Annotated in this window: 15 protein-coding genes; 7 read left to right on the top strand and 8 right to left on the bottom strand. The window is 66.5% G+C overall.

Features of this window, described 5'->3' with window-relative positions; genetic code table 11:
- Positions 1 to 11: 11 nt before the first annotated feature.
- The gene (locus ACXJLH_RS02165) at positions 12 to 908 is read right to left on the bottom strand and encodes an AraC family transcriptional regulator (protein ID WP_457442330.1); all 897 of its coding nucleotides are present in this window, start codon (positions 906 to 908) and stop codon (positions 12 to 14) included.
- Between the two features lie 142 nt (positions 909 to 1050).
- Between ACXJLH_RS02165 and ACXJLH_RS02160 the strand changes: the two genes are divergently transcribed.
- Complete coding sequence (locus ACXJLH_RS02160; protein ID WP_457442329.1) at positions 1051 to 1467, top strand: ester cyclase; 417 nt, start codon at positions 1051 to 1053, stop codon at positions 1465 to 1467.
- Between the two features lie 30 nt (positions 1468 to 1497).
- Here ACXJLH_RS02160 and ACXJLH_RS02155 read toward each other — a convergent pair whose 3' ends face one another.
- From ACXJLH_RS02155 to ACXJLH_RS02140, 4 genes are all read right to left on the bottom strand, one after another.
- Positions 1498 to 3033, bottom strand: coding sequence for an alpha-N-arabinofuranosidase (locus ACXJLH_RS02155; RefSeq protein ID WP_457442328.1), 1536 nt, complete (start codon positions 3031 to 3033; stop codon positions 1498 to 1500).
- Positions 3034 to 3091: 58 nt separating this feature from the next.
- Positions 3092 to 4738, bottom strand: coding sequence for a glycoside hydrolase family 43 protein (locus tag ACXJLH_RS02150; RefSeq protein WP_457442327.1), 1647 nt, complete (start codon positions 4736 to 4738; stop codon positions 3092 to 3094).
- Between the two features lie 75 nt (positions 4739 to 4813).
- Complete coding sequence (locus ACXJLH_RS02145; protein WP_457442325.1) at positions 4814 to 6403, bottom strand: glycoside hydrolase family 43 protein; 1590 nt, start codon at positions 6401 to 6403, stop codon at positions 4814 to 4816.
- A 195-nt stretch (positions 6404 to 6598) separates the two neighbouring features.
- Positions 6599 to 6781, bottom strand: coding sequence for a hypothetical protein (locus ACXJLH_RS02140; RefSeq protein ID WP_457442324.1), 183 nt, complete (start codon positions 6779 to 6781; stop codon positions 6599 to 6601).
- A gap of 4 nt (positions 6782 to 6785) precedes the next feature.
- Here ACXJLH_RS02140 and ACXJLH_RS02135 point away from each other — a divergent pair, with 4 nt between their 5' ends.
- The 6 genes from ACXJLH_RS02135 (at position 6786) to ACXJLH_RS02110 (ending at position 16104) form a co-directional block, all read left to right on the top strand.
- A complete protein-coding gene (locus ACXJLH_RS02135; RefSeq protein WP_457442322.1) occupies positions 6786 to 8753 on the top strand; it encodes a family 43 glycosylhydrolase in 1968 nt (655 codons plus the stop codon).
- A gap of 533 nt (positions 8754 to 9286) precedes the next feature.
- Positions 9287 to 9805, top strand: coding sequence for a DUF305 domain-containing protein (locus ACXJLH_RS02130; RefSeq protein ID WP_457442321.1), 519 nt, complete (start codon positions 9287 to 9289; stop codon positions 9803 to 9805).
- A 106-nt stretch (positions 9806 to 9911) separates the two neighbouring features.
- Positions 9912 to 10316 (top strand): hypothetical protein, encoded by a 405-nt coding sequence (locus tag ACXJLH_RS02125; protein ID WP_457442320.1) that lies wholly within the window; start codon positions 9912 to 9914, stop codon positions 10314 to 10316.
- A 91-nt stretch (positions 10317 to 10407) separates the two neighbouring features.
- Complete coding sequence (locus tag ACXJLH_RS02120) at positions 10408 to 11670, top strand: TolC family protein (RefSeq protein WP_457442319.1); 1263 nt, start codon at positions 10408 to 10410, stop codon at positions 11668 to 11670.
- Between the two features lie 4 nt (positions 11671 to 11674).
- A complete protein-coding gene (locus tag ACXJLH_RS02115) occupies positions 11675 to 12967 on the top strand; it encodes an efflux RND transporter periplasmic adaptor subunit (protein WP_457323117.1) in 1293 nt (430 codons plus the stop codon).
- Positions 12964 to 16104, top strand: a complete 3141-nt coding sequence (locus ACXJLH_RS02110; protein ID WP_457442318.1) for an efflux RND transporter permease subunit — start codon at positions 12964 to 12966, stop codon at positions 16102 to 16104. The genes ACXJLH_RS02115 and ACXJLH_RS02110 overlap by 4 nt, the downstream gene beginning before the upstream one ends.
- An 11-nt stretch (positions 16105 to 16115) precedes the next feature.
- Here ACXJLH_RS02110 and ACXJLH_RS02105 read toward each other — a convergent pair whose 3' ends face one another.
- Genes ACXJLH_RS02105 through ACXJLH_RS02095 form a run of 3 tightly spaced genes read right to left on the bottom strand, consistent with a single transcriptional unit; the run spans position 16116 to position 19647 of the window.
- Positions 16116 to 17441 carry an NAD(P)/FAD-dependent oxidoreductase gene (locus ACXJLH_RS02105; protein WP_457442317.1) on the bottom strand — a complete coding sequence of 442 codons (1326 nt, stop codon included), beginning with the start codon at positions 17439 to 17441 and terminating at the stop codon, positions 16116 to 16118.
- 20 nt (positions 17442 to 17461) lie between these two features.
- Positions 17462 to 18181 (bottom strand): cupin domain-containing protein, encoded by a 720-nt coding sequence (locus ACXJLH_RS02100; protein WP_457442316.1) that lies wholly within the window; start codon positions 18179 to 18181, stop codon positions 17462 to 17464.
- Positions 18178 to 19647, bottom strand: coding sequence for an aldehyde dehydrogenase family protein (locus ACXJLH_RS02095; protein ID WP_457356561.1), 1470 nt, complete (start codon positions 19645 to 19647; stop codon positions 18178 to 18180). The genes ACXJLH_RS02100 and ACXJLH_RS02095 overlap by 4 nt, the downstream gene beginning before the upstream one ends.
- Between the last annotated feature and the right edge of the window lie 44 nt (positions 19648 to 19691).

The raw sequence follows: 19691 nt of genomic DNA, 5'->3' as shown, positions 1-19691 counted from the left end.
GCTGAAAGCGGCTACAACGAGACATCGAACTGACGGCGGAAGGTGCCTGGCGTGCATCCTTCGATGCCGCGAAAGAACTTGGTGAAGTTGGTCGCCTCGTCAAAGCCAAGCCGCTGCGCGATGGCGGAAATCGGCATCTCGGTGTGAACGAGCAGGCGCTTGGCTTCCAGCGCAAGGCGCGAGGCGATAAAGGCCTTCGCACCAATGCCAACCGCCTCACCGCAGATGCGAGTGAGAGTCTTCTCAGAACATCCCAAAGCATGTGCGTAGCGCGAAACGTGATGCCACTGATGCACGTTCGCGTCCAGAAGCCGTTTGAAAAGACGAAAGCGCTCCGGCGCGTCGGACGATGTTCCGGCGGACGGCTGTTGCTCGGCGTGAAAGATGTGCAGCCGCGTCACGAGCGTGGCCAGTTCACTCTGGAGCAGCCAATTCAGCAGCGGTTGCCGGGCGTCGAGCGCGCACTCGTCCTTTAGCCGCGCGAGCGTGTCGGCCAAGAACCGACCGGTCGACCGGTCGAGGCGCAGATGGCCAGGAAGCGCATCGATTAGCTCAGGCATCTGAAGGCGTTCCTCGCCTTGCGCGGCTTGCAGAAGCTCGGGTCGGAACAGCAGGATGCTTGCGTCCCAACGGCTTCCCGGGCCGAAGCGGTGAACCTGTCCGGGCCGAATGGTCAGCAGGGATCCGGCGCCACACTCGATGTGGTTGAAGTCCACCACAGCGCGGCATTTTCCGCGTCTCACGTGCACGAACATGTGAAAGTCGTAGCGATGGTGACGCTGCAGGTGGGCTCGGCGCACCCTTCGTCTCAAGTCCGACATCGAGAAGACCTCGAGACCCAGCGCGCTCCCGGACGAGGGCTGATATTTGACCTCCTCGATATCGATTGGGTTCGTTCCGTGCGGCATCGATTCACTGTCCGATATTCACCATTTGGCAACCGACCTTGATCGTGTCGAACACGCCGGCAACTCGAACAATACGGGAAGGCGGGTACCGGGCAGCCACCGTGATCCGGCCACCACTCTGGTAGATAGTTAGAGGTGATCGATGCAAACCACAAACCGACAGTTCATGACTCGCTTCGTGGAGTTCATCAACACTGCGGACCCGCAGCTCGCCACAAAGTTGGTTTCTCCGGACGCCGTGTTCCACGTTCCGGGGCGCGCCGAACCCGTGCACGGGCCACAGGGCTACCTGGAGATCATCGGGATGATGCGCGGCGGATTCCCCGACATTCAGTGGACTCTTGAGGAAACCGTCATCGAAGGTGATGTCATCGCGGCGCGATTCACGATGCGCGGGACGCACCGTGGGGCCTTCTTCGGCGTGCCTCCCACCGGCAAGACGATTGCCGTGCAGGCGCTGAACATCTATCGGCTCTCGGCCGGGAAGATCGTCTCTGAAGTGGGGCAACCGGACTTGCTCGGATTGATGCAGCAGATCGGAAGGTTGCCGCGTTCCTGAACACCGGCGCAGCGCCCGCGCGCGACGCCTTCACTCCTCCAAGGCAACCACCATCAAGGCCTTGGCAGGCACCTTGATCGACAGCTTGCCGCCCGCCGCACGCGCGCTGAACGCCGTCGGCTTGATGACCTGCGGATCCTGGAACGTGTTGTGCGCGTCCATCACCGCCGAGGTCAGCACCTTGCCGGCCGCACCGTTGACCTTCGTGCCGGTGACATTGACGGCGACATCGACCGCCTTGGATGGATCGGTGTTGACCAGCGACAGGTAGAGCTTGCCGTCCTTGGCTCGCGCCGCCGAGGCGCTCACGCCCGGAATGGTCAAGGCGCCCAGCGTGTAGCGGGTGTTGTCCTTGATGGCAAGCGGCAGCGATTTGGCATCCTGGAACGGCACATACATCTGGAACGCGTAGTAGGTCGGCGTCAGGACCATCTTCTCCTTGTCCGTCAGGACCATCGCCTGCAAGACGTTGACCATCTGGGCGATGGTGGTCAGGGTGACCCGCTCCGCGTGCTCATGGAAGATATGAAAGTTGAGCGCCGCCACGAGCGCGTCGCGCAGCGAGTTCTGCTGGAACAGCCCGCCTCTGGGGTTCACTTCGTCATACCAGGTGCCCCACTCGTCGACCATCAGTCCGATCTTCTTTGCAGGATCGTTCTTGTCCAGGATGGCCACGTGATCCTTGATCAGCTGATCCATCTTCAAGGTATTGGCCAGGGTCGAGATCCACTCACCTTCCTTGAAGCCGAGGTCCTTGCCCTTGACGTCCCAGTTGCCGGTCGGGACGGTGTACTGGTGGACGGTGATGCCGATCGTGCGGTCCTTCAGTTCCTTGCTCAGGACCTGGGTCCAGGCGGTGTCAAAGCCACTGCCGCCGCTGGCGATCATCTTCGGCCTGGACTTCTCGGGCGCCCACAGGAAATGCTCGTAATTGCTGTATAGGCTCGCGTAGTAGTCGGGCTTCATGTTGCCGCCGCAACCCCACAACTCATTGCCGATACCGAAGAAGGCGACCTTGAACGGCTTTTCGCGCCCGTTCTGGGCGCGCAGCCGGGCCAGGGGCGAGCCGCCGTCCGCAGTCATGTACTGGACCCAGTCGGCCATCTCCTGCACGCTGCCGGTGCCGACGTTGCCGTTGACGTAGGCGTCGGCGCCCAGCATCTCGATCAGGTCGAAGAACTCGTGGGTACCGACGGCATTGATCTCTTCGACGTGGCTGCCCCAGACGTTGCTCGGGCGCTTGTCCTGCGGGCCGATGCCGTCGCGCCAGTGGTAGGTGTCGGCGAAGCAGCCACCCGGCCAGCGCACCAGCGGTACATGCAACTCCTTGAGCGCGCCGACGACGTCGTTGCGCCAGCCCCGCGTGTTGGGAATGTTCGACTTCGTGCCGACCCACATGCCTTCGTAGACGCCGGTGCCGAGGTGCTCAGCGAACTGGCCGTACACGTACTTGTTGATGACGGGGCCGGGCTTGCCGGCGTCAATGGTGATGGTGACCGGGTTGGCGGCGAAAGCCGGTGCCGCGATCAGGCTGAGGACGGCGAGGCTGTGTTTGATGATGTTCACAGGGGTTGTCTATTCAAGTGGGCGCAAGTGGAGGAAGGCGGAACGTGGTCGCGCCTGGTCAGCGACGGTCTTCCGTCCCTTGCCCAACCCGGTAGTAGTCGAAGTCGACACGGCCGCCGGCCGTCTTGGTCGAGTAATAGAAGAGGCCGAAGCGATAGCCCATGAAGTGCGGGAAGGTGTACTTAAGGCGCGAGGGTCGACCGATGGGGGTCCAGGATTTGCCGTCGAGGCTGTAGGAGAAACGGGCGAGTTCAGGCACCGGCTCGAAGTCGCAGTCGACCCTGAGATGAACGGTATTGCCGGAGAGAGGAATGGCGGCGATCTCTTCGGGCTTGTCCGTTTCGGCACTCACCATGACGAGAGAACGGGCGCCGTCGCTCATCTTCACGCCCACAAAACCGTACTGCCGCTGAAAGGCGGACAAGCCGGCCCAGTCGCCGTCCTTCATGCCGCTCACGTCGATGCGGGTGGTGGCTGAACTGCTCGGGCCAAAGGTGCGCTGGGTGAGCGTGTTCGGGGCCTCGAGCAGCGTGGGAACGACCCGGCTGGTGGTGAGGCTCAGGTAGCCCGGCCGCTTGGTGAGCGACCAGTCATTCGGCCTGGGGTTGTGATTCCATTGCCAGGCCAGAGGCAGGTCGGGCTCACCAGGCCGGCGGTCGAATTCGTCGGAGGCGACGATGCCCGAGGCGCCCGATACGCCCTGCGCGCCGGCGGGGATGTCGAGTGTCATCGGCGCCTTTCCGCCTTCGCCGAGCACTGGCCAACCATCCTTCCAGGTCACGGGCACGAGATAGGGAATGCGGCCGACGGCGGCGTTGTCCTTGAAGAGATAGGCGTACCACTTGCCTTCCGACGTGTCGATGAGACCGCCCTGGGCGATGCCGCGATCGTCGAGCGCGATGCGGCCCTCGTAGGGGCCGTCGATGGCGTCGGCGCGGTGGATGGTGACCGTGCGTGCCCAACGGCTCCCCGGCGAGGCAATGTTGAAGAGGTAGTAGCGACCGTTGGCCTTGAAAAGCTGCGAGCCCTCACCCTTGAGCCCGCCCTGGTCGGCGCCGAAGAGGCCGTTGACGTTTTCGATGATGACCTTGTTCACGCCGCCGGGCTTGATGCCGGAGAGATCGGGTTTCATCTCGGTGAGCATGATGCGACCACCGCCGTAAACCATGTAGACGCGACCGTCGTCATCGAAGAACAGGCTGTGGTCTCCCAGCAGGGGCTCGAAGCTCGTCTCCTTCCACGGGCCGCGTTCCGGATCGCGCGTGGTGTAGATGTGCGTGCGCCCCGTGTTGGCGGCGAACGTCGAGGCATGGAACACGCCATCGTGGTAGCGCAGGCTGCTGGCCCAGGAGCCTTCACCGTAGGCGTTCTTGCCGTTGTCGAGGCGGAGGGCGTCGTTGTCGGCAAGGGTCTGATAGGCGTAGGAGGCCATGGTCCAGTTCACCAGGTCCGTCGACTTCATGATCGGCAGGCCCGGGCTCATGTGCATCGTCGTGCTGCTCATGTAGTAGGTCTTGCCGACACGGATGATGGCGATGTCCGGGACGTCGGCCCAGATGACGGGGTTGTGGGCAGAAGCCGCCTGTACCGCTGGTGCTGCCTGTGCGGCCTCCGCCGCCAGAACGGCCTGAGACCCGACGGAGAGGGAGAGGGCCATCAGCAGGGAAAAAATTGGCCGGCTCAGGCTGTCTCGGTGTTTGTCCATGGTTTGTCTCTGGAGTAGTTATTGCGACTCAGGGCGGCGGCCGCCAGGCACTGACGGCCTGCGGCCTCAGCCCGCTTATCGTGCGTAGAGCGCGAACGCGAAATCCGCGGGGCGGCCCTCCCGGTCCTTCAGCGGCCGGTCGTCCAGGCTGGCCTCGCCGTCGGCGTAGACGTCGCTGCGGCTGGCGCGCAGATTGATCGTCAGCGCGTCCTTCTCGCCCTGCAGGGCCAGCGCGTAGCGGCGACCGGACTTCAGCACGACCGGCGGATGGGCGCTGAAGTCAAAGCTCAGCAGCCCCGCCCCTTGCGGCCGGTAGGCGATGGCCAGCCCCTCTCCGGCGCCGAGCAGTTCGGTGCCGGCCTCCACGTCACGCAGCGACAGGCGCAAGCTGCGCGTGGCATCCGTGCCGTGGCCGTCGCCGGCATACAGGCTGAGACGGCCCAGTGCGATGTCGGCGCGCGGCACGAAGGTCTGCACCAGGCGGCTGGCGCCACCGCCGTCGCGGTGCAACCCAACGGGTTCAGGGGCCTGCTCGAAAGGCCGGGTGACCGAGGCCAGTGCCGGGCTGCCCGGCCAGGTTTCGGGATAGCCCTGGGCGAACTGCTGGACGGTCACGCGGGGGTCGGAGCGGCCCGGGTCCGGCAGCGCGGGCACCTTGCCGGTGGGTGGCTTGGGCGGCTTGCTGACACCGGCCTCGGTCTGCGTGATGGGCCACATGCGCCCATCGGCGTCGTAGTACAGGTACTCCATCGTGACCGAGCGGCGGTTGCCGTTGCCCTTCTGTCCGTCGGTCAGCGTCACCGCACCGTTGTGATAGAAGAGGTAGGACTGGCCCTTGAAGTCGTCGAGGATGCCGGCGTGGATGGTGAAGCTGTCCTTCGTCGGGCCGGTCAGCACGCCCTGGTAGGTCCAGGGCCCGCGCGGGCTGGGCGCGGTGGCGTAGGACAGGTGCTCCCAGACGTTCTGGTGCGCCATGGAGGCGTACGTCATGTAGTACGTCCCCTTGCGCTTGGACAGCCACGGCCCCTCGGTGTAGTTGGGCAGCGCGATCTTCTCGATGGGGCCGTCCAGCTCGGTCATGTTGGCCTTGAGCTTGGCCAGGTAGAGCACCGGGTTGCCCCAGGCCAGCCAGGCGGTGCCGTCGTCGTCGATGAAGACGGTGGGGTCGATGTCGTTCCAGCCGTAAGGGCTGGGCGTCGTGGCGTCGGTGATCAACGCCGAGCCGCGCGCGTCCTTGAAGGGCCCCAGCGGGTTGTCAGCCACCGCCACGCCGATGGCCTTGCCCGGCTGCGTGTCGTTGTGCTGCACGGTGGCGTAGTAGTAAAAGCGGCCGTTGCGCTGCACGACCTGCGCGGCCCATGCGTCGCCCACGGCCCACTTGAAGTCGGTGGGCTTCATGAAGGCGCCGTGGGCGGTCCAGTGGCGCAGATCCTTGGACGAATAGGCTAGCCACTCCTTCATGAGAAAGAAGTCGTCGCCCTTGGCCTCGTCACGGCCGACATAGAGGTAGACCGTGTCGCCCACGAGCAGCGGCGCGGGGTCGGCGGTGAAGCGGTCGCGCAGTATCGGATTGGCGCCGGGTGCCGGTTCGGCGGCCAGCGCAGCCCCGCAAGCGAGGGCCGCGCAGCAAAGGGCGATGCGGTGCAGGAGGCTGGGGAGGCGCATGGCTGGGTGTGAACCTTCAAGAGGTTGTCGCGGGCGTTCACCCGGAGTGGTTTTGAGAGACCTGGAATCGCCCAACCCGGTCTAAGCACAGCCGAAGGCTTGGATGACGACGTGGGAGGTCAACCCGAAAAAGGTCTGACCAGTTTATGCGTAAACTTCACTTTGGTCATACCAAAGTCTGTCGGTAATCGCCCGCTACGCCCCTGTCGGCGGCAGTTCGAACTGGGCATCTGAAAGGTGAAGCGTCATGTGGCATGGGTCGAGATCGCCCATAAATTTCATATCCGGGCTGCTGTCATGCATCGCCTTGACGCTGTTGCCCTGCGCGGCGCCGGCATCTGTGTTGAAGGGCGGGGGGCCAGCGGCGAGCTCGTCCAAGGGCTTGTCGACCGCCACCTGGACGCCGGACAACGGCGACGGCACCTTCACCAATCCCTTGTTCTATGACGAGTTCTCAGATCCGGACCTGATCCGCGTCGGTGACTGGTTCTACCTGACCGGCACCACCATGCACACCATGCCGGGCGTGCCAATCCTGCGCTCGAAGGACTTGGTCAACTGGGAGTTCGTCGCCTACGCGATGGACAAGCTCGACCTCGGCCCGGCCTACCGGCTGGAGGGCGGCAGCCACATCTATGGCCTGGGCATCTGGGCGCCGTCCTTCCGCTACCACGCAGGCAAGTTCTACATCTTCACGAACGTCAACGGCCAGGTGACCCAGATGTTCACGGCCACCGATCCGAAGGGGCCGTGGACGCGCACGCCAATGAAGCGCAGTTTCCACGACCTTTCCGTGCTGTTCGACGACGACGGCAAGGCCTATGTCGTCTGGGATCACCAAGAGATGCGGCTGGCCCAGCTGACGGACGACTTGACCGACATCGTGACTGGCACCGAGCGTGTCTTGTTCACCAAGGACGCCGGGATGGGGGAGGGCGCGCACTTCTACAAGATCGACGGCAAGTACTACATCATCAGCGCCAACTACGCGGGCGGCTTTCGCATGCCGGCGGCGCGGGCGGATCATGTGCTGGGGCCCTACGAGGTCCATCAATCGATCAGCTTGCACGAGGACTTCGGCATGGCGTCAAGCTTGCGCCTGGGCACGCGCCAGCCACCGTTCGAGACCTGGGGCCCTGACCCCGCCGCTAAACACAGCCTGGCGCTGCACCAGGGCGGCATCATCCAGACGCCTGCGGGCGAATGGTGGGGCTTCTCGATGATGGACTTCAATTCCGTCGGTCGCCTGCTCAGCCTGTCCCCGATCACCTGGAAGGACGGCTGGCCCTACTTTGGCCTGCCTGGCAACCTGACGCGCACGCCGCGGACGTGGGTGAAGCCGAAGACGGCCACGCCGCAGCCCGTGCGTGTGCCCTTTCAGCGCAGCGACGACTTCTCGGGGCCGCAGCTCCAACCCCTGTGGCAGTGGAACCACGTCCCGGTCGACGACAAGTGGTCGTTGTCGGAACGGCCCGGTTTCCTGCGGCTGCATGCCCTGCCGGCGACCTCGTTCTACGACGCGCGCAACACGTTGACACAGCGGGCGATCGGGCCGATGTCCACGCCGACCGTCCTGCTCGATGTGGCCAACCTGAAGCCAGGCGACACGGCCGGCCTGGGTCTGCTCAATCTCCCTTATGCGACGTTGGGCGTCGAGAAACTCGCCGACGAACTCAACGTTGTCTTTTACGACCAGCGCCTGGATCAGCGGGTGCGGGTGAAGATGACCGGGACGCGCCTCTGGCTGCGGGCCGATTGCGACTTCCTCACCGAACGGGCGCGCTTCAGCTATTCGTTGGACGGCACCACCTTCACGCCCATCGGCAACGAGGTCGTGCTGCTCTACCAGACCTTCACCTTCCAGGGTGTTCGCTATAGCTTGTTCAACTACAACACGACCGGCGCCGAGGGCGGTGCCGCCGATTTCGACAGCATCGCCGTCCATCAGCCGCATACCCGCGGCCTGATGCGGCCCATACCCTATGGCCGATCGATCCGGCTGACGTCCTTTCACGCTCCGACCGGATTGGCGGTCAGCAGTGGACGCCTGGGGTCGGACGCGCCGACGCGGTTCGAGATCGTCGACCGCAAGCTGGGCCGCGTTGCCCTGCGCTCGGGCGGACGCTTTGTCACGGTCGGAGACGACGGTGCGTTGACGTTGGTGGCCGGCCAGCCCGGCACGGCGCAAAGCTTCCAATGGATTGAAACGCCGACGGGCGAACTGGTGCTGATGTCATTGGCCACCAACCGCTTCCTGCGCATCGATCCGAAAACCGGGGATATCCGGGCCGACAGTCCTGGCCCCATGCCGGACAACAGCGACGGCGCGCGCTTCACCTGGTCGCATTGAACGCGGCCGTGCCGGCGAATCCGGGGAGCCAACGTGCCGGCTGGCAATCAGCGATGCCAATGGGCGATGGCGCTCGCCCACCTCGATGACGACGCCATCCGCGGGGACCTTCTCTCCGGGGCGGATGCGCAGGCGCTGAGGTTCGCGACCGCGCCTTGAGTTGCAGCATCTGCCCCAACAAGGGCAGCGAGATGATGACGGCCGCCGCCTCGAGGTAGGCGCCGATCCGGTCACGAGCCGCAAAGCTCTGCGTTGGTCGGCGCGACGGATGTCGGGCTATATCCCGCGTCCCTGATGGCCTCGGCCAGCTCCTCGGTATCGGCGGAGCCAGGCTCGTGGCGGATGACCACGACCTCTTGACCTTGCCAATGTTGGAACCTTGATGATGCCAACGCAGTCGGAGCCAAGCCACGGCCGGTACGGGATTGCGTCCAACTGCGGTCGCCGCAGGCGCGACGCAGGGAATCCTGGTTTGGGAGCGTGACTTGCCCACTACGCGCAGTCCCATCGAATCCAGCAGCAAGGAGTTCAACATGGACCATCAGGCTCACGACCACGACCACGCTAGCAAATCCGGCTCCGCCCATCACGACTCATCCGCACATTCCTATGGGATGTTTGCAATCAACCTCGCATTGAGCTTGATTCCGATGTACCTGGCCATGTTCACCATGATCGATGGCTGGCATGACTTCCGGAACAACGTCAACATGCTCTACATGGCTGTGACGATGCTCGCTCCCATGGGCGTGATCATGCTGGCAACGATGGGCAAGATGTATCGCAACAGGCGGCTGAACCTTGCGCTCTATGCGGGCTTGGCGGCCTTGTTCATCGCCTCACTGCTGGCGACGCGCCGCCAGGCGCTGGTCGACGACCAGCAATTTGTCGACTCGATGATTCCCCATCACTCCGGGGCCATCCTCATGTGTCGGGAGGCGAGGCTCGCCGACCCGGAGCTCCTCGCGTTGTGCGGCCAGATCGTCAAGGCACAACGTGCCGAGATCAACCAGATGGAGGCGATCGCCGCACGCCTGCGCTCGGCCTCGTAGCGAAAAACGTCCCCTTGACCTGGCCCACAGGCGATATGACGCTTCCCTTTGCGCTGGCGCAAGCTCACGCCCTCGTGCCGCTTCACGGCGCCGCTAGACTGGCGACGTGAAAGTGAGAAAGGCCTACCTGCGCTGCATCGCGAGCTTGCTCGCGGCAGTGATGGTGTGTCTTCAACTAGCCACCGCGGCCTATGCATGCCCGGCGCCTGCGCCCGCAGGCTCACCGACGGCCAGCATGGCAGGCATGGCCGACTGCGAGCAGATGTCCGCGATGGACACCGAACAGCCGCAGCTGTGCAAGGCGCACTGCGACCGCGACAAGCAGACGGTCAGCAACGTGCCTGCACCGGATCTGGCGCCCACCGTCATCCTCGACCCACTGCTGACCCGCCTGGCCCTCTGGCTGCCGCCCGAAGCGGCCGAGGCACTTCCGGCGGTGATCACCGCCCACACCGGCCCGCCTGACGGCACGCCGCCGGTCTATCTCGCACTCCAAGTCTTCCGCAATTGAGCCCTGACGCTCGCGCGGCCGCGTTCGCGGCGGTGCGACCACGTCTCGCGATCGTGCCCGATCGCTTCCAGGGTCTTTGTGGAGAGCCTTCATGGCCATCTTCTTTCGGGCGGCATTGCAGCCCCGTTGTCTCGTCGCGGCCGCCTTCGCGGCGGCCGTCTTCCTGGCCTCCTCAACGGCCCATGCCGCACCACTGAGCTTCGAGCAAGCACAGCTGCTGGCCGAGCAGCGCTCGGCGGCGCTGACAGCGCGACAGGCCGCCGCCGACGGCGCGCAACAGGCGCGCGTCGCTGCCGGGCAACTGCCCGATCCGAAGCTGGCAGTGGGCGTCGAGAACTTTCCCATCTCGGGGCCGGATCGGTTCAGCTGGAACCGCGAGCCGATGACGATGCGCCGGGTTGGCGTCATGCAGGAGGTGCCCAACGCCGCCAAGCGGGCCGCACAACGCGACGCTGCCGGCGCCAAAGCGGACCGTGAGCGCGCGATGCTGGAGGCCGAACGGCTGGCCGTGCGCCGCGAGGCCGCGCTGGCCTGGCTCAACCTGCACTTCGCCGAGCGCAAGCTCGCCGCCTTTGCCACCCTCGAACAGCAGAACCAGCTGCTGCAGGACACCCTGGCCGCGCGCGTCGCTTCTGGCGCTACAACGCCTGCCGATGCGCTGACAGCACGTCAGGAGGTGCTGGACCTTGCCGACCGCAGGGACGAGCTTCAAGCGGGCGTTGAGCAGGCACGCGCCCAGTTGCGTCGCTGGACGGGGGAGCAACCTGACTTGACGACAGGTGCCGAGACGCCCCTTTTGCACCCTGATCTCGCGAGGCTGCTGGGTGGGCTTGACCGGCACGCCGAGCTGCTCGCCTTCAACCCGATGCTGGCCATGGCCCGCGCGGATGTCGATGAGGCCGTGGCAACGCGCCGAGGGGACTGGGGTTGGGAAGTGGCCTACGGCAATCGGCCGCGCGCATTTGGCGACTTGGTGTCCTTCCAGTTGACGTTCGAGCTGCCGGTCTCCAAGTCCACCCGTCAGGAACCTGTGATCGCCTCGCGCCAGAAGGAGGTAGAACGGCTGCAGGCCGAACGCGAGGACGCATTGCGCCGAATCCGTGCCGACGTCGACGGCCAGGTGGCCGAGCTGCAGCGCCTGGAGCGCGTGCAGCAGCGCCAGCGCAGCGTCGCCTTGCCCCTCGCGCAGGAGCGCGCCCAAGTGACGCTGGCCAGCTACCAGTCGGGTCGTGCCGACCTCGGTGCCGTGCTCGCCGCGCGCAAGAACGCCATCGAGGCGCAGTTGCGCGATCTCGCTCTCCAAGCCCAGGTGCTTGCGCAGCAGGCCCGCCTGGCCTATCTCATTGCGGAGTGACCCCATGACCTCCAACAGCAAGTTGTCTGCCGCGGCCATGGTCCTCGTCGCCCTCGGCGCCGGGCTTGGCTATGGCGTCGCACAGTGGCGCGCCGGGGTATCGCCTGTCGGGCATTCCGCAACCTCGCCAGCCGCCGCCAGCGGCGCGGTGACCGGTGACCGCAAGGTGCTCTATTGGTACGACCCCATGTCGCCGCAGCAGAAATTCGACAAGCCCGGCAAGTCGCCCTTCATGGACATGCAGCTGGTCCCGAAATATGCAGACGACGCACCGACCGGCGGCGTGGCCGTCGATCCCCGTGTGGCCCAGATGCTCGGTGTGCGCACCGCAACTGCAGAAAAGCAGCGCATCGGCACCGCGCTGCAAGTCCCAGCCACCGTCCAGCTCAACGAACGCGATATCTCGATCCTGCAGGCCCGCACGGCAGGCTTCGTCCAGCGAGTCGCCCGCCTGGCACCCGGTGACGTCGTGGCCGCCGGCGCCTTCATTGCCGAACTGCTCGTGCCGGAATGGGCCGGCGCCCAGCAGGAGTTCCTGGCGGTGCGCGGTACCGGCGACGAAGCCCTGGCTAGCGCGGCGCGCCAGCGCCTCGTGCTCATGGGCATGCCAGCTTCCCTCATCCAGCAGGTCGAGCGAACGGGTCAAGTCCAGGCGCTGACGACGGTGCATGCGCCCACCGGAGGCCTGGTGCAGGAGTTGATGGTCCGTCCGGGCATGACGGTGTCCCAAGGTATGAGCCTGGCCCGCATCACCGGGCTGTCCACGGTCTGGATCGAGGCTGCGTTGCCCGAAGCTCAGGCCGGCATGGCGCGGGTGGGCGAACCGGTCGATGTGGTGCTGACGGCTTTCCCGGGCGAGACGCTGCGCGGCAAGATCAGCGCGGTGCTGCCGGAGGCCAGCAGCGAGACGCGCACGCTGCGCGTCAGGGTCGAGTTGCGCAACCCCCAGGGGCGCCTGCGGGCCGGCATGTTTGCAACGATGCGGCTGGGCGGGTCCAGCGAGGAAGCACTGGTCGTCCCCGCCGAGGCGGTCATCCGCACCGGCCAGCGCGTGGTGGTCTACGTCGTCGAGCAGCCCGGGCGCTTCACGCCGGTCCAGGTTCGCCTGGGCCGCGAGCTGGGCGACAAGCTGGAGGTCCTGCAGGGCTTGCAGCCGGGCCAGCAGGTTGTCGCTTCGGGCCAGTTCCTCATCGATTCCGAGGCCAGCATGCAGGGGGTGATGCAGCGGCAGGCGAGCCCCGGTGCGCCTGCCGCCAGCGCCGCGCTGCGCCTTGAACCCAAGGGAGGCGCCCAATGATCGCCGCACTGATCCGCTGGTCGGTCGGCAACCGCTTCCTGGTGCTGCTGGCCACGCTCTTTCTCGCTGTCGCCGGCGTGCTGTCGTTGCGCTCCACGCCCATCGACGCGCTGCCGGACCTGTCGGACGTGCAGGTCATCATCCGCACCAGCTACCCCGGCCAGGCGCCGCAGATCGTCGAGAACCAGGTCACCTACCCGCTGGCGACGACCATGCTGTCGGTGCCGGGCGCCAAGACCGTGCGTGCGTTCTCGTTCTTCGGGGACTCCTTCGTCTACGTGATCTTCGAGGACGGCACGGACCTGTACTGGGCACGCTCCCGCGTGCTGGAGTACCTGAACCAAGTCCAGGGCAGGTTGCCGGCGACGGCCAAGCCTTCGCTTGGGCCCGACGCGACCGGCGTGGGCTGGGTGTTCCAGTACGCGCTGGTGGACCGCAGCGGGCAGCACGATCTGTCGCAGCTGCGCGCGCTGCAGGACTGGTTCCTCAAGTTCGAGCTGAAGGCCGTCGCCAATGTCGCCGAGGTCGCCACCGTCGGCGGCATGGTCAAGCAGTACCAGGTGGTCATGGATCCGGCCAAGCTGGTCGCCTACGGCATCACGCACAACCAGGTGCGCGAGGCGCTGATGAACGGCAACCAGGAGGCCGGTGGCGCGGTGCTGGAACTGGCCGAGGCCGAGTACATGGTGCGCGCCAGCGGCTTCCTCAAGTCACTGGACGACTTCCGCAGCATCGTGCTGGCCAACCGCAATGGCGTGCCGGTGCTGCTGGGCCAGGTCGCCACCGTCCAGATCGGCCCGGAGATGCGCCGCGGCATCACTGAGCTGGATGGCGAAGGCGAGGCGGTGGGCGGCGTGGTGATCCTGCGCACCGGCAAGAACGCCCAGGCCATCATTGCCGCGGTCAAAGACAAGCTCAAGCAGCTACAGGCCAGCCTGCCCAAAGGCGTCGAGATCGTCACGACCTATGACCGCAGCTCGCTGATCCAGCGGGCCATCGACAACCTGTCGATGAAGCTGGTCGAGGAATTCATCGTGGTCGCGCTCGTCTGTGCGGTGTTCCTGTGGCACTTGCGCTCCGCGCTGGTAGCCATCATCTCGCTACCGCTGGGCGTCATGGCGGCCTTCCTGACCATGCAATACCAGGGGCTGAACGCCAACATCATGTCGCTGGGCGGCATCGCCATTGCCGTCGGCGCCATGGTGGATGCGGCCGTCGTCATGATCGAGAACGCCCACAAGAAGCTGGAGGCTTGGCAGCGCGCGCACCCGGATGAAGAGTTGAAGGGTGAGGCCCGCTGGGCGGTCATCACTGACGCCGCCGTCGAGGTGGGGCCAGCGCTGTTCTTCTCGCTGCTGATCATCACGCTGTCCTTTGTGCCGGTCTTCACGTTGCAGGCGCAGGAGGGTCGGCTGTTCGGGCCTCTGGCCTACACGAAGACCTATGCGATGGCAGCTGCCGCAGGCCTGTCGGTGACGCTGATCCCGGTGCTGATGGGCTACTGGATTCGCGGACGCATCCCGGACGAGCGGCGCAATCCCATCACGCGGGGGCTGATCGCGATGTATCGGCCGGCGCTGGAAGTCGTGCTGCGCTGGCCCAAAGCCACGATCGTGGTGGGCGTGGCGGCGTTCGCGACAACCTTATGGCCTCTGATGCGCCTGGGGGGTGAGTTCCTGCCGCCCCTGGACGAGGGCGACCTGTTGTACATGCCATCGGCGCTCCCTGGCCTGTCGGCCCAAAAGGCCGCCGAGCTGCTGCAGATCACCGATCGCATGATCAAGACGGTGCCCGAGGTGCAAAGGGTGTTCGGCAAGGCCGGGCGGGCCGAGACCGCCACCGACCCGGCGCCATTGGAGATGTTCGAGACCACCGTCCAGCTCAAGCCGCGCGACCAGTGGCGCCCGGGCATGACGCCGGAGAAGCTGGTGGAGGAACTGGACCGCACGGTGAAGGTGCCTGGCCTGAGCAACATTTGGATCCCACCGATCCGCAACCGCATCGACATGTTGGCCACTGGCATCAAGAGCCCCATCGGCGTGAAGGTCTCCGCCACGGATCTGACCGCCATTGATCGGGTCGCTGCACAGATCGAGGCGGTGGCGAAGAATGTGCCCGGTGTCAGCTCGGCGTTGGCCGAGCGACTGACTGGCGGCCGCTACGTCGACGTGCAGATCGACCGGGCGGCAGCGGCGCGGTTTGGCATGAACGTGAGCGACGTGCAGGCGGTGGTGTCAGGCGCCATCGGAGGCGAGAACGTCGGTGAGACCGTCGAAGGACTGGCCCGTTTCCCGATCAACCTGCGCTATCCGCGCGAACTGCGCGACACGCCGCAGAAGCTGCGCAACCTGACGGTGCTCACACCCGGCGGCCAGCAGGTGACGCTGGGCAGCTTGGCCACCGTCGCGCTTGTCGACGGCCCGCCCATGCTCAAGAGCGAGAACGCCCGGCCATCCGGCTGGGTCTACGTCGACGTGCGCGGCCGTGACCTGGCGTCGGTCGCTGGTGACTTGCGGCGCGCGGTGGCCCAGCAGGTGCGCCTGGAGCCGGGCATGAGCCTGGCGTACTCCGGGCAGTTCGAGTACATGGAGCGCGCCAACGAGCGGCTGAAGGTCGTCGTGCCGGCGACGCTGCTCATCATCTTCGTGCTGCTGTACCTGACGTTCCGGCGTGCCGAGGAGGCTGCGCTGATCATGGCCACGCTGCCGCTCGCGTTGACCGGCGGGGTGTGGTTCCTCTACCTGCTGGGCTACAACCTGTCCGTGGCCACCGGCGTGGGCTTCATCGCGCTGGCGGGGGTGTCGGCGGAATTCGGGGTGGTGATGCTGCTGTACCTCAAGCACGCGCTCGAAGACCGGATGCGCGCCGGCATGCCCATGACGCGGGACGTGGTGCTCGACGCCGTCCGCGAGGGCGCCGTGCTGCGGGTGCGGCCCAAGGCAATGACGGTGGCCGTGATCCTCGCCGGCCTGCTGCCCATCGTCTGCGGCTCGGGCACCGGCTCCGAGGTCATGAGCCGGATTGCCGCGCCCATGCTTGGCGGCATGTTGACGGCGCCGCTGCTGTCCCTTTTCGTCGTGCCTGCGGCTTTCACATTGATGCGGGGAAGGCCGCAGCCAGCTGCATGCCTGCAGTGACACGCTTGGCACTAGAAATCAGCCACCTTGCCCCAGGACGATTCGTTGAATCGTGCGGGGTTGAAAGGTGCGGGATCGAAGATTGGCCGGGCACCCGTGACCAGGTCGGCGATCAGGTGGCCTGCGCCGGGGCCGATGCCGAACCCGTGGCCGGAAAAGCCCGCGGCCAGAATGAAGCCGGGCATCTGCGGCAGTTCCCCGATACCCGGCACGCCGTCGGGCGTGCTGTCGATGTAGCCCGCCCAGGTGCTGGCGATGCGGGCCGCGCGCAGCGCCGGCAACAAGTCGACGGCGCGGCGGTGGGTTTCGCGAACGCCGGCAGGGTCGGGTTTGGGGTCGAGGATGCGCGCCCGTTCCATCGGCGTGGGCTCGTCCAGCTTCCATCGCGCACGGGTTTCGTGACCCCAGCGGATGCCTTCCAGCCCACCGGGAAATACATTGCGCCAGCGCTTGGCGAACATCGGCACGAACTGCGGTGCGAAGCGCAGCAGCTGCGGCGTGGGGTCGACGCGCCCACGCCCGCTGATTGCCAGGACGTAGTGGCCGTCAGGGCGCCGGGTGACGGCGACGCGCGGGCCCGCCAGGGCGTCCGGCAGGCGCTGTTCCACCGGTGCCAGACGCACTATGGATTGACGCACCGTGGCGAGCGGGAACCGCACGCCGAGCTGGTTGCAGAACGATGACGCCCACGCACCGCCCGCGAGAACCGCGGTGCGGGTCTTGATGGTCCCGGCTTCCGTCACGACGCCGCTGACGCGGCCGCCTTCCAGCTCGATGCCGCGAGCGGCGCAGTTCTGGTGGACGGTGCCGCCGAGTTTCATGAGCGCGGCTGCCACGGCAGGTGCCGCCTTGGCCGGGTCGGCCGTACCGTCGCTCGGCGAGAAGACGCCGCCTTTCCACACGCGGCCGGTCGCCTGGCCCCGCTCCGACGCCTCGCGGCCACTGAGCATGTGGGTGGTCACGCCAGCCGTCTTCGCCAGCTCGCGCCAGCTGGCCCAGCCGGAAATCTGGGCATCGTCGTCGCTCAGGTAGAGCAAGCCGCAGCGCTTGAAGCCCGTGTCCTCGCCGGTGTCGGCGGCAAACTGATCCCAGAGTTCAAGGCTCTTGGTGGCCATCGGCAGTTCGCGGGCGTCCCGGTTCTGCTGGCGGCACCAGCCCCAGTTGCGGCTCGACTGCTCGGCGCCGATGAGGCCCTTCTCGACCACGGCGACCGACAGGCCGCGCCGGGCCAGGTAGTAGGCGGTGAAGACACCGATGATGCCGCCGCCGATCACGACAACGTCGGCGCTGGCCGGCGGCTTGGGCGAGGTCTCGATGAGGCGCAATGGCTGGGACATATTGGATCTTGACAGTCGTTTCAGGCCGGGACGGTTTGCACCACGTAGAACTTCGCGACGTGGTCGTGGCTCTCCCAGCCGATGGGCGCGCCCTGCGGCACGAAGAGCGCATCGCCAGCGCCCGCCGACAGCACGCTGCCGTTGGGGCTGGCGAATCGCACGTTGCCGGCCAGCAGGTGCATGAATTCGTTGAGGGGATGCGGACGGACGACGCGGTGGTAGGGCGTCGAGTCCCAGGTGCCGGCGCGGTACTGCGTCTGCTCCTCAGTGAAGACGTTGTCGCTGCGGCAGGCCGGGCTCGGGCCTAGCAGCGTTTGCGCCGGTGGCGGGTTGGAGGGCTTCAGGTCGGCCTCGGCGTGCAAGGGCGTGATGCCGGGCGCCGATGGGCCATCACTTGCGGCCGCGCAGCACACGAAGCGCACGCCAACCCCGGCCTGGATGCGCACCGCAGTCCCCCGTGCGATGACGGCGCCCGCCTCGGGACCGAGCACCAGCGGCGCCGCGCCAGCCGCTGTCAGCGTCAGCTGGCCCGCCACGACGACGAGGGTCTCGGTATGAGGAAAGCTGGCCACGTCGATATCGCCAGTGAAGTTGACCCGGCCGGCGATCATCGCGCCGGGTCCTTCCCAGGCGATCTCGCGACATGGCGCGAACGGGTCGTCCTTGCCGAAGGCCGCCTGGTGGAAGGTCGTCGAAAGGGGGGCACCGTCGGCGCGGTGCAGCAGCAGGGCTGCGGTCATGCGTGCTCCTCGTTCATGTAGCCAAGAATGGCTTTGGTTTCCAGGTATTCCTGCAGGCCTTCGACGCCGTACTCACGGCCGTTGCCCGAGCGCTTGTAGCCGCCGAAGGGGGCGTTTGGGTTCCACGCCGGATGGTTGATGTGCACCTGCCCCGAGCGGATGCGCGCAGCGACGGCACGCGCGGCGGCGGGGTCGCGGCTCTGCACATGGGCGCCCAGGCCGTAGACCGTGTCGTTGGCGATCTCCACGGCCTCGTCCACGCCGTCGTAGGCAATGATGGACAGCACCGGCCCGAAGATCTCCTCCTGCGCGATGCGCATTTGCGGCTGCACGTCGGAGAAGATGGTCGGGCGGACGTAGAAGCCGCGCTCCAGGCCCGGCGGCCGGCCGGGGCCGCCGCAGACGAGCCGGGCGCCTTCGGCGAGGCCGGCCTCGATCATTTCCTGAACGCGGTTGAACTGGGCGCGATTGGCGACCGGACCGTGCGTCGTCTGCGGCAAGCGCGGGTCACCCACGACGAGGGCCGCGGCCGCTTCGGCGGCGAGCCGCTCGACCTCCGCCAGGCGCTCGCGCGGGACGATCATGCGGGTCGGGGCGCTGCAGGACTGGCCGACGTTGCGGAAGGCCGCGGCCACGCCCAGAGGTATGGCGCGCGGGAGGTCCGCGTCGGGCAGAACGATGTTGGGCGACTTGCCGCCCAGTTCCTGCGCGACCCGCTTGACCGTCGGCGCGGCCGCCTGGGCCACCAGCACGCCGGCGCGCGTCGAGCCGGTGATCGAGATCATGTCGACATCCGGGTGCGCCGCCAGCGCTGCGCCAACCTCCGGCCCCTCGCCATTGACGAGGTTGAACACGCCGGCAGGGACGCCGGCATCGCGCATCACCTCGGCGAAGAGCAGCGCGCTCAAGGGCGACAGCTCGCTGGGCTTCAGCACGACGGTGCACCCCGCCGCCAGCGCGGGGCCGACCTTGGCGGTGATCTGGTAAAGCGGCCAGTTCCAGGGCGTGATCAGCCCGCACACGCCGATGGGCTCGCGCAGGATGGACACACCCTCGCGATGGGTCAGGAAGGGATAGCTGCGTGCCAGGTCACGCGCCACGCGGATGTGCTCTGCGGCAATGGGCACCTGCGTGCTGCGCGCGACGCTGATGGCGGCGCCCATTTCCAACGAGATGGCCTGCGCGAACCACTCCGCGCGCTCCAGGATCAAGGCGTGCACTCGGTCGAGCAGCGCGGCCCGGGTTTCGACCGCACTGACGGACCAGGTGGTGAAGGCCCGCCGGGCTGCGGCCACGGCGGCGTCGACGTCCTGCGCATTGCCCAGCGCGATCTCCGCGACGGCCTGCTCCGTCGACGGGTTGGTGACGGCGCTGCGGGCCGCACCCGCCGGAGTGCGCCACTCACCGCCGATGAAGACGCGATCCAGGTGGCCGGCGTTCATGAGACGCTCGATGACGGGGTTCATTCAGTGTGTCCTTTGGGACCTGACAAGGCGAACGAAAGTAGACA

Source organism: Roseateles sp. P5_E4 (genome assembly GCF_054049255.1).
The sequence above is the reverse complement of the archived record's forward strand: the minus strand, read 5'-3'. Positions and strand labels throughout refer to the sequence as shown.